The following is an 8,024-nucleotide window of genomic DNA, read 5'->3' as shown; positions in this document are numbered from 1 at the left end:
CTCTCAAAACTAAACAAAAAGCGCAAACGACGCACACGGAGGTGCTAACTTCGGTGTTGTCACACGATGTGACGCTCTTAACCGAAGCTCATTAAATTGATGAGCTATATGCTCCTTAGAAAGGAGGTGATCCATCCCCACCTTCCGGTAGGGATACCTTGTTACGACTTCACCCCAATCACCTGTCCCACCTTCGGCGGCTGGCTCCAAAAGGTTACCGCACCGACTTCGGGTGTTACAAGCTCTCGTGGTGTGACGGGCGGTGTGTACAAGGCCCGGGAACGTATTCACCGCGGCATGCTGATCCGCGATTACTAGCAATTCCGGCTTCATGCAGGCGAGTTGCAGCCTGCAATCCGAACTGAGAATGGCTTTATGGGATTCGCTCAACCTCGCGGTCTCGCTGCCCTTTGTACCATCCATTGTAGCACGTGTGTAGCCCAGGTCATAAGGGGCATGATGATTTGACGTCATCCCCACCTTCCTCCGGTTTGTCACCGGCAGTCACCTTAGAGTGCCCAACTAAATGCTGGCAACTAAGATCAAGGGTTGCGCTCGTTGCGGGACTTAACCCAACATCTCACGACACGAGCTGACGACAACCATGCACCACCTGTCACTCTGTCCCCCGAAGGGGAAAGCCCTATCTCTAGGGTGGTCAGAGGATGTCAAGACCTGGTAAGGTTCTTCGCGTTGCTTCGAATTAAACCACATGCTCCACTGCTTGTGCGGGCCCCCGTCAATTCCTTTGAGTTTCAGCCTTGCGGCCGTACTCCCCAGGCGGAGTGCTTAATGTGTTAACTTCGGCACTAAGGGCATCGAAACCCCTAACACCTAGCACTCAACGTTTACGGCGTGGACTACCAGGGTATCTAATCCTGTTTGCTCCCCACGCTTTCGCGCCTCAGCGTCAGTTATAGGCCAGAAAGTCGCCTTCGCCACTGGTGTTCCTCCACATATCTACGCATTTCACCGCTACACGTGGAATTCCACTTTCCTCTCCTACACTCAAGTCCCCCAGTTTCCAATGACCCTCCACGGTTGAGCCGTGGGCTTTCACATCAGACTTAAGAGACCGCCTGCGCGCGCTTTACGCCCAATAATTCCGGACAACGCTTGCCCCCTACGTATTACCGCGGCTGCTGGCACGTAGTTAGCCGGGGCTTTCTGGTTAGGTACCGTCAAGGTGCCGCCCTATTCGAACAGCACTTGTTCTTCCCTAACAACAGAGCTTTACAATCCGAAGACCGTCATCACTCACGCGGCGTTGCACCGTCAGGCTTTCGCCCATTGCGGATGATTCCCTACTGCTGCCTCCCGTAGGAGTCTGGACCGTGTCTCAGTTCCAGTGTGGCCGATCACCCTCTCAGGTCGGCTACGCATCGTCGCCTTGGTAAGCCATTACCTTACCAACTAGCTAATGCGCCGCGGGCCCATCTTGCAGTGTGAGGATAAATCCCCACTTTTACAATAGAACTATGCAGTTCCATTGATCATCCGGTATTAGCCCCGGTTTCCCGGAGTTATCCCAGTCTGCAAGGCAGGTTGCCCACGTGTTACTCACCCGTCCGCCGCTGACCTCTTAAGAGCAAGCTCTTAGTTGGTCCGCTCGACTTGCATGTATTAGGCACGCCGCCAGCGTTCGTCCTGAGCCAGGATCAAACTCTCCAATAAAGTGTGATCTGTTAAAGATCTAACGAGTTTGACGCGCACGGATGCGCTAACATCGGTGTTATCACAGGATGTGATGTCATTAGCCGATGTTCCTTAACTCTTACATTAAAAAAATTCATTGACGGGATATTTTCATATCCCATTTCGCTTGGCTTTTTGTTTAGTTTTCAAAGGTCAAAATATGGTGGAGCCTAGCGGGATCGAACCGCTGACCTCCTGCGTGCAAAGCAGGCGCTCTCCCAGCTGAGCTAAGGCCCCATACTGAATGGTCGGGAAGACAGGATTTGAACCTGCGACCCCTTGGTCCCAAACCAAGTGCTCTGCCAAGCTGAGCTACTTCCCGTTAATTTTAAAATTTTAATATGGCGCGCCCGAGAGGAGTCGAACCCCTAACCTTTTGATCCGTAGTCAAACGCTCTATCCAATTGAGCTACGGGCGCATTTTTTAGCGACATTTGATATCTTAACAAATGAAAATGTATTCGTCAACCTATTTTATAAAAAAGAGATTATGGTGCCGAGGGCCGGACTTGAACCGGCACGGTAGTCACCTACCGCAGGATTTTAAGTCCTGTGTGTCTGCCAATTCCACCACCCCGGCAGGACTTTTCCATATATTCAATTAAAAATATGGAGCGGAAGACGAGATTCGAACTCGCGACCCCCACCTTGGCAAGGTGGTGTTCTACCACTGAACTACTTCCGCGAATTGGTGCGGGTGAAGGGAGTCGAACCCCCACGTCATAAGACACTAGATCCTAAGTCTAGCGCGTCTGCCAATTCCGCCACACCCGCAAAAAAATGGTGAGCCATGAAGGACTCGAACCTTCGACCCTCTGATTAAAAGTCAGATGCTCTACCAACTGAGCTAATGGCTCGTAGCTTTTTCAATGATGCACTTTCGTGTAGCTTACGGACGATGTAATGCTTCGATGTCTTACCTGTCTCTTCCTCTACAAGTATTTCTCTGTAGTCTATCCGTCGAGACAACTCGTAGCTGATTCGTGATGTAAACGCTCGTCACTGAGCTAATGGCTCGTAGCTTTTTCAATGATGTTATTTCATGTAGTTTACGGACGATGTAATACTTCGATGTCTGTATATTATTAAACTTCATGATAAAGAGTGGTGCTGGCCAGAGGACTTGAACCCCCAACCTACTGATTACAAGTCAGTTGCTCTACCAATTGAGCTAGGCCAGCATTTTATGGTGGAGGATGGCGGGCTCGAACCACCGACCCCTTGCTTGTAAGGCAAGTGCTCTCCCAACTGAGCTAATCCTCCATGTTTTGCCCAGCAACGTCCTACTCTCACAGGGGGAGAGCCCCCAACTACCATCGGCGCTGGAGAGCTTAACTTCCGTGTTCGGCATGGGAACGGGTGTGACCTCTCCGCTATCGTCACTGGACTATTTAAATGTTGAGAAGTTCTTTTGTTTATCCTCTCAAAACTAGATAACATTTGACTGATGACCTTCGGTATTAGAAGGTTTGATAAAACATTGGTTAAGCCCTCGATCGATTAGTATCTCTCAGCTCCACATGTTGCCATGCTTCCACATGAGACCTATCAACCTCATCTTCTCTGAGGGATCTTACTCACTTGACGTGATGGGAAATCTCATCTTGAGGGGGGCTTCATGCTTAGATGCTTTCAGCACTTATCCCGTCCACACGTAGCTACCCAGCGATGCTCCTGGCGGAACAACTGGTACACCAGCGGTGTGTCCATCCCGGTCCTCTCGTACTAAGGACAGCTCCTCTCAAATTTCCTACGCCCGCGACGGATAGGGACCGAACTGTCTCACGACGTTCTGAACCCAGCTCGCGTACCGCTTTAATGGGCGAACAGCCCAACCCTTGGGACCTACTTCAGCCCCAGGATGCGATGAGCCGACATCGAGGTGCCAAACCTCCCCGTCGATGTGGACTCTTGGGGGAGATTAGCCTGTTATCCCCAGGGTAGCTTTTATCCGTTGAGCGACGGCCCTTCCATACGGTGCCGCCGGATCACTAAGCCCGACTTTCGTCCCTGCTCGACCTGTATGTCTCGCAGTCAAGCTCCCTTATGCCTTTGCACTCTGCGAATGATTTCCAACCATTCTGAGGGAACCTTTGGGCGCCTCCGTTACTCTTTAGGAGGCGACCGCCCCAGTCAAACTGCCCACCTGACACTGTCCCTGAACCGGATCACGGTTCGAGGTTAGAATTCCAGTACAGCCAGGGTAGTATCCCACCGATGCCTCCACCGAAGCTGGCGCTCCGGTTTCCAAGGCTCCTACCTATCCTGTACAAGCTGTACCAAAATCCAATATCAAGCTACAGTAAAGCTCCATGGGGTCTTTCCGTCCTGTCGCGGGTAACCTGCATCTTCACAGGTAATATAATTTCACCGGGTCTCTCGTTGAGACAGTGCCCAAATCGTTGCACCTTTCGTGCGGGTCGGAACTTACCCGACAAGGAATTTCGCTACCTTAGGACCGTTATAGTTACGGCCGCCGTTTACTGGGGCTTCAATTCAGAGCTTCTCCCGTAAGGGATAACCCCTCCTCTTAACCTTCCAGCACCGGGCAGGTGTCAGCCCCTATACGTCGCCTTGCGGCTTGGCAGAGACCTGTGTTTTTGATAAACAGTCGTTTGGGCCTATTCACTGCGGCTCTCTCGGGCATACACCCTAATAGAGCACCCCTTCTCCCGAAGTTACGGGGTCATTTTGCCGAGTTCCTTAACGAGAGTTCTCCCGCGCGTCTTAGAATTCTCTTCCCGCCTACCTGTGTCGGTTTGCGGTACGGGCACCAGTCACCTCACTAGAGGCTTTTCTAGGCAGTGTAGGATCAGGAACTTCGCTACTAAAATTTCGCTCGCCATCACAGCTCAGCCTTACGGTAAGCGGATTTGCCTACTTACCAGCCTCACTGCTTGGACACGGACATCCAGTGCCGTGCTTACCCTACCTTCCTGCGTCCCCCCGTTGTTCAAACGGTGACGTGGTGGTACAGGAATTTCAACCTGTTTTCCATCGCCTACGCCTTTCGGCCTCGGCTTAGGTCCCGACTAACCCTGAGCGGACGAGCCTTCCTCAGGAAACCTTAGGCTTTCGACGGAGGGGATTCTCACCCCTCTTTTCGCTACTCATACCGGCATTCTCACTTCCAAGCGCTCCACCCATCCTCTCGGTTGAGCTTCAACGCCCTTGGAACGCTCCCCTACCACTGTCCGTAAGGACAATCCATAGCTTCGGTGATACGTTTAGCCCCGGTACATTTTCGGCGCAGAGTCACTCGACCAGTGAGCTATTACGCACTCTTTCAATGATGGCTGCTTCTAAGCCAACATCCTGGTTGTCTAAGCAACTCCACATCCTTTTCCACTTAACGTATACTTGGGGACCTTAGCTGATGGTCTGGGCTGTTTCCCTCTTGACTACGGATCTTAGCACTCGCAGTCTGACTCCCGAGGATAAGTATTTGGCATTCGGAGTTTGACTGAATTCGGTAATCCTGTGGGGACCCCTAGTCCAATCAGTGCTCTACCTCCAATACTCTTCCCTCGAGGCTAGCCCTAAAGCTATTTCGGGGAGAACCAGCTATCTCCGAGTTCGATTGGCATTTCACCCCTACCCACACCTCATCCCCGCACTTTTCAACGTGCGTGGGTTCGGGCCTCCATCCAGTGTTACCTGGACTTCACCCTGGACATGGGTAGATCACACGGTTTCGGGTCTACAACCACGTACTCATTCGCCCTGTTCAGACTCGCTTTCGCTGCGGCTCCGTCTTTTCAACTTAACCTTGCACGTAATCGTAACTCGCCGGTTCATTCTACAAAAGGCACGCCGTCACCCATTAACGGGCTCCGACTACTTGTAGGCACACGGTTTCAAGATCTCTTTCACTCCCCTCCCGGGGTGCTTTTCACCTTTCCCTCACGGTACTGGTTCACTATCGGTCACTAGGGAGTATTTAGCCTTGGGAGATGGTCCTCCCGGATTCCGACGGGGTTTCTCGTGTCCCGCCGTACTCAGGATCCACTCCGGAGGAAACGAAGTTTCGACTACAGGGCTTTTACCTTGTCCCGCGGACCTTTCCAGGTCGCTTCATCTACTCCGTTTCTTTGTAACTCCGTATGGAGTGTCCTACAACCCCAAGAGGCAAGCCTCTTGGTTTGGGCTCTTTCCGTTTCGCTCGCCGCTACTCAGGAAATCGATGTTTCTTTCTCTTCCTCTGGGTACTAAGATGTTTCAGTTCCCCAGGTCTGCCTTCTCATACCCTATGGATTCAGGTATGGATACCACCTCATTACAGGTGGTGGGTTCCCCCATTCGGAAATCTTCGGATCAAAGCTTACTTACAGCTCCCCGAAGCATATCGGTGTTCGTCCCGTCCTTCTTCGGCTCCTAGTGCCAAGGCATTCGCCGTGCGCCCTTCATAACTTAACCATTTTGCGGCGGATGATCGTCGTTCTTCTGTGTCAGCTGTGTCTCTCGCTCCTGTCACGTATCTATTTCATACGCTCAGTCGCTCAATTCCTTGCTTCCTTGAACAACTCGATCCTCCTTGCAAAACCTACTCAATTTGAGTTTTGCAATTTTGCATATGGCGTCTTTTAACCTTCTAAGACACTCGGTTGTACTCGTTCGAATCCGTTAGGATTCGCTTCAAACAACCGGTGAAGATCAATCAGTCTTTCTACTGTTATCTAGTTTTCAAAGGACAATTTTGCGGCAGATGGCCTGCAGATTTCTGTGTCAGCTTCATTCCTCACCATCCTCACGTACTGTTGTACGCTCCAGTGGCTCGTCAATTGCTTCCTTGAACTCCTTGACCCTCTTTGCAAAACGGCAGATGATCGTCGCTCTTCATCGAATAGCTTAATCCTCTTTGCAAATAACATTTAATGGAGAGATAAAAAAATAACCTCTCAAAACTAAACAAAAAGCGCAAACGTCGATAAAGTAATGAGCTATATGCTCCTTAGAAAGGAGGTGATCCATCCCCACCTTCCGGTAGGGATACCTTGTTACGACTTCACCCCAATCACCTGTCCCACCTTCGGCGGCTGGCTCCAAAAGGTTACCGCACCGACTTCGGGTGTTACAAGCTCTCGTGGTGTGACGGGCGGTGTGTACAAGGCCCGGGAACGTATTCACCGCGGCATGCTGATCCGCGATTACTAGCAATTCCGGCTTCATGCAGGCGAGTTGCAGCCTGCAATCCGAACTGAGAATGGCTTTATGGGATTCGCTCAACCTCGCGGTCTCGCTGCCCTTTGTACCATCCATTGTAGCACGTGTGTAGCCCAGGTCATAAGGGGCATGATGATTTGACGTCATCCCCACCTTCCTCCGGTTTGTCACCGGCAGTCACCTTAGAGTGCCCAACTAAATGCTGGCAACTAAGATCAAGGGTTGCGCTCGTTGCGGGACTTAACCCAACATCTCACGACACGAGCTGACGACAACCATGCACCACCTGTCACTCTGTCCCCCGAAGGGGAAAGCCCTATCTCTAGGGTGGTCAGAGGATGTCAAGACCTGGTAAGGTTCTTCGCGTTGCTTCGAATTAAACCACATGCTCCACTGCTTGTGCGGGCCCCCGTCAATTCCTTTGAGTTTCAGCCTTGCGGCCGTACTCCCCAGGCGGAGTGCTTAATGTGTTAACTTCGGCACTAAGGGCATCGAAACCCCTAACACCTAGCACTCAACGTTTACGGCGTGGACTACCAGGGTATCTAATCCTGTTTGCTCCCCACGCTTTCGCGCCTCAGCGTCAGTTATAGGCCAGAAAGTCGCCTTCGCCACTGGTGTTCCTCCACATATCTACGCATTTCACCGCTACACGTGGAATTCCACTTTCCTCTCCTACACTCAAGTCCCCCAGTTTCCAATGACCCTCCACGGTTGAGCCGTGGGCTTTCACATCAGACTTAAGAGACCGCCTGCGCGCGCTTTACGCCCAATAATTCCGGACAACGCTTGCCCCCTACGTATTACCGCGGCTGCTGGCACGTAGTTAGCCGGGGCTTTCTGGTTAGGTACCGTCAAGGTGCCGCCCTATTCGAACAGCACTTGTTCTTCCCTAACAACAGAGCTTTACAATCCGAAGACCGTCATCACTCACGCGGCGTTGCACCGTCAGGCTTTCGCCCATTGCGGATGATTCCCTACTGCTGCCTCCCGTAGGAGTCTGGACCGTGTCTCAGTTCCAGTGTGGCCGATCACCCTCTCAGGTCGGCTACGCATCGTCGCCTTGGTAAGCCATTACCTTACCAACTAGCTAATGCGCCGCGGCCCCATCTTGCAGTGTGAGGATAAATCCCCACTTTTACAATAGAACTATGCATCCATTGATC

9 tRNA genes and 4 rRNA genes (1 of these 13 only partly in view) are annotated in these 8,024 nt (G+C 51.8%); all 13 read right to left on the bottom strand.

The annotated features are described in order from the left end of the window. Window positions 1-119: 119 nt before the first annotated feature. Window positions 120-1,674, bottom strand: a 16S ribosomal RNA gene (locus tag CD001_RS03290). 182 nt (window positions 1,675-1,856) lie between these two features. Continuing rightward, window positions 1,857-1,932, bottom strand: a tRNA-Ala gene (locus CD001_RS03285). Window positions 1,933-1,940: 8 nt separating this feature from the next. Next, window positions 1,941-2,017, bottom strand: a tRNA-Pro gene (locus CD001_RS03280). Window positions 2,018-2,037: 20 nt separating this feature from the next. Then, a tRNA-Arg gene (locus tag CD001_RS03275) sits at window positions 2,038-2,114 on the bottom strand. A gap of 72 nt (window positions 2,115-2,186) precedes the next feature. Then, window positions 2,187-2,275: transfer RNA gene (locus tag CD001_RS03270), tRNA-Leu, on the bottom strand. Window positions 2,276-2,305: 30 nt separating this feature from the next. Continuing rightward, a tRNA-Gly gene (locus CD001_RS03265) sits at window positions 2,306-2,380 on the bottom strand. Window positions 2,381-2,384: 4 nt separating this feature from the next. Continuing rightward, window positions 2,385-2,469, bottom strand: a tRNA-Leu gene (locus CD001_RS03260). A 7-nt stretch (window positions 2,470-2,476) separates the two neighbouring features. Then, a tRNA-Lys gene (locus CD001_RS03255) sits at window positions 2,477-2,552 on the bottom strand. A 248-nt stretch (window positions 2,553-2,800) separates the two neighbouring features. Next, a tRNA-Thr gene (locus tag CD001_RS03250) sits at window positions 2,801-2,876 on the bottom strand. A gap of 6 nt (window positions 2,877-2,882) precedes the next feature. Continuing rightward, window positions 2,883-2,958, bottom strand: a tRNA-Val gene (locus tag CD001_RS03245). A 7-nt stretch (window positions 2,959-2,965) separates the two neighbouring features. Next, window positions 2,966-3,082, bottom strand: a 5S ribosomal RNA gene (gene rrf, locus CD001_RS03240). A gap of 93 nt (window positions 3,083-3,175) precedes the next feature. After that, window positions 3,176-6,111 (bottom strand): 23S ribosomal RNA (locus tag CD001_RS03235). A 539-nt stretch (window positions 6,112-6,650) separates the two neighbouring features. After that, window positions 6,651-8,024: ribosomal RNA gene (locus tag CD001_RS03230) — 16S ribosomal RNA — on the bottom strand; it runs 136 nt beyond the window's last position. The 16S, 23S and 5S rRNA genes sit together here with 9 tRNA genes alongside, the layout of an rRNA operon.

Origin of the sequence: Evansella halocellulosilytica (assembly GCF_002335745.1) — a bacterium.
GTDB classification, from domain to species: domain Bacteria; phylum Bacillota; class Bacilli; order Bacillales; family Salisediminibacteriaceae; genus Bacillus_CA; species Bacillus_CA halocellulosilytica.
The sequence above is the reverse complement of the archived record's forward strand: the minus strand, read 5'-3'. Positions and strand labels throughout refer to the sequence as shown.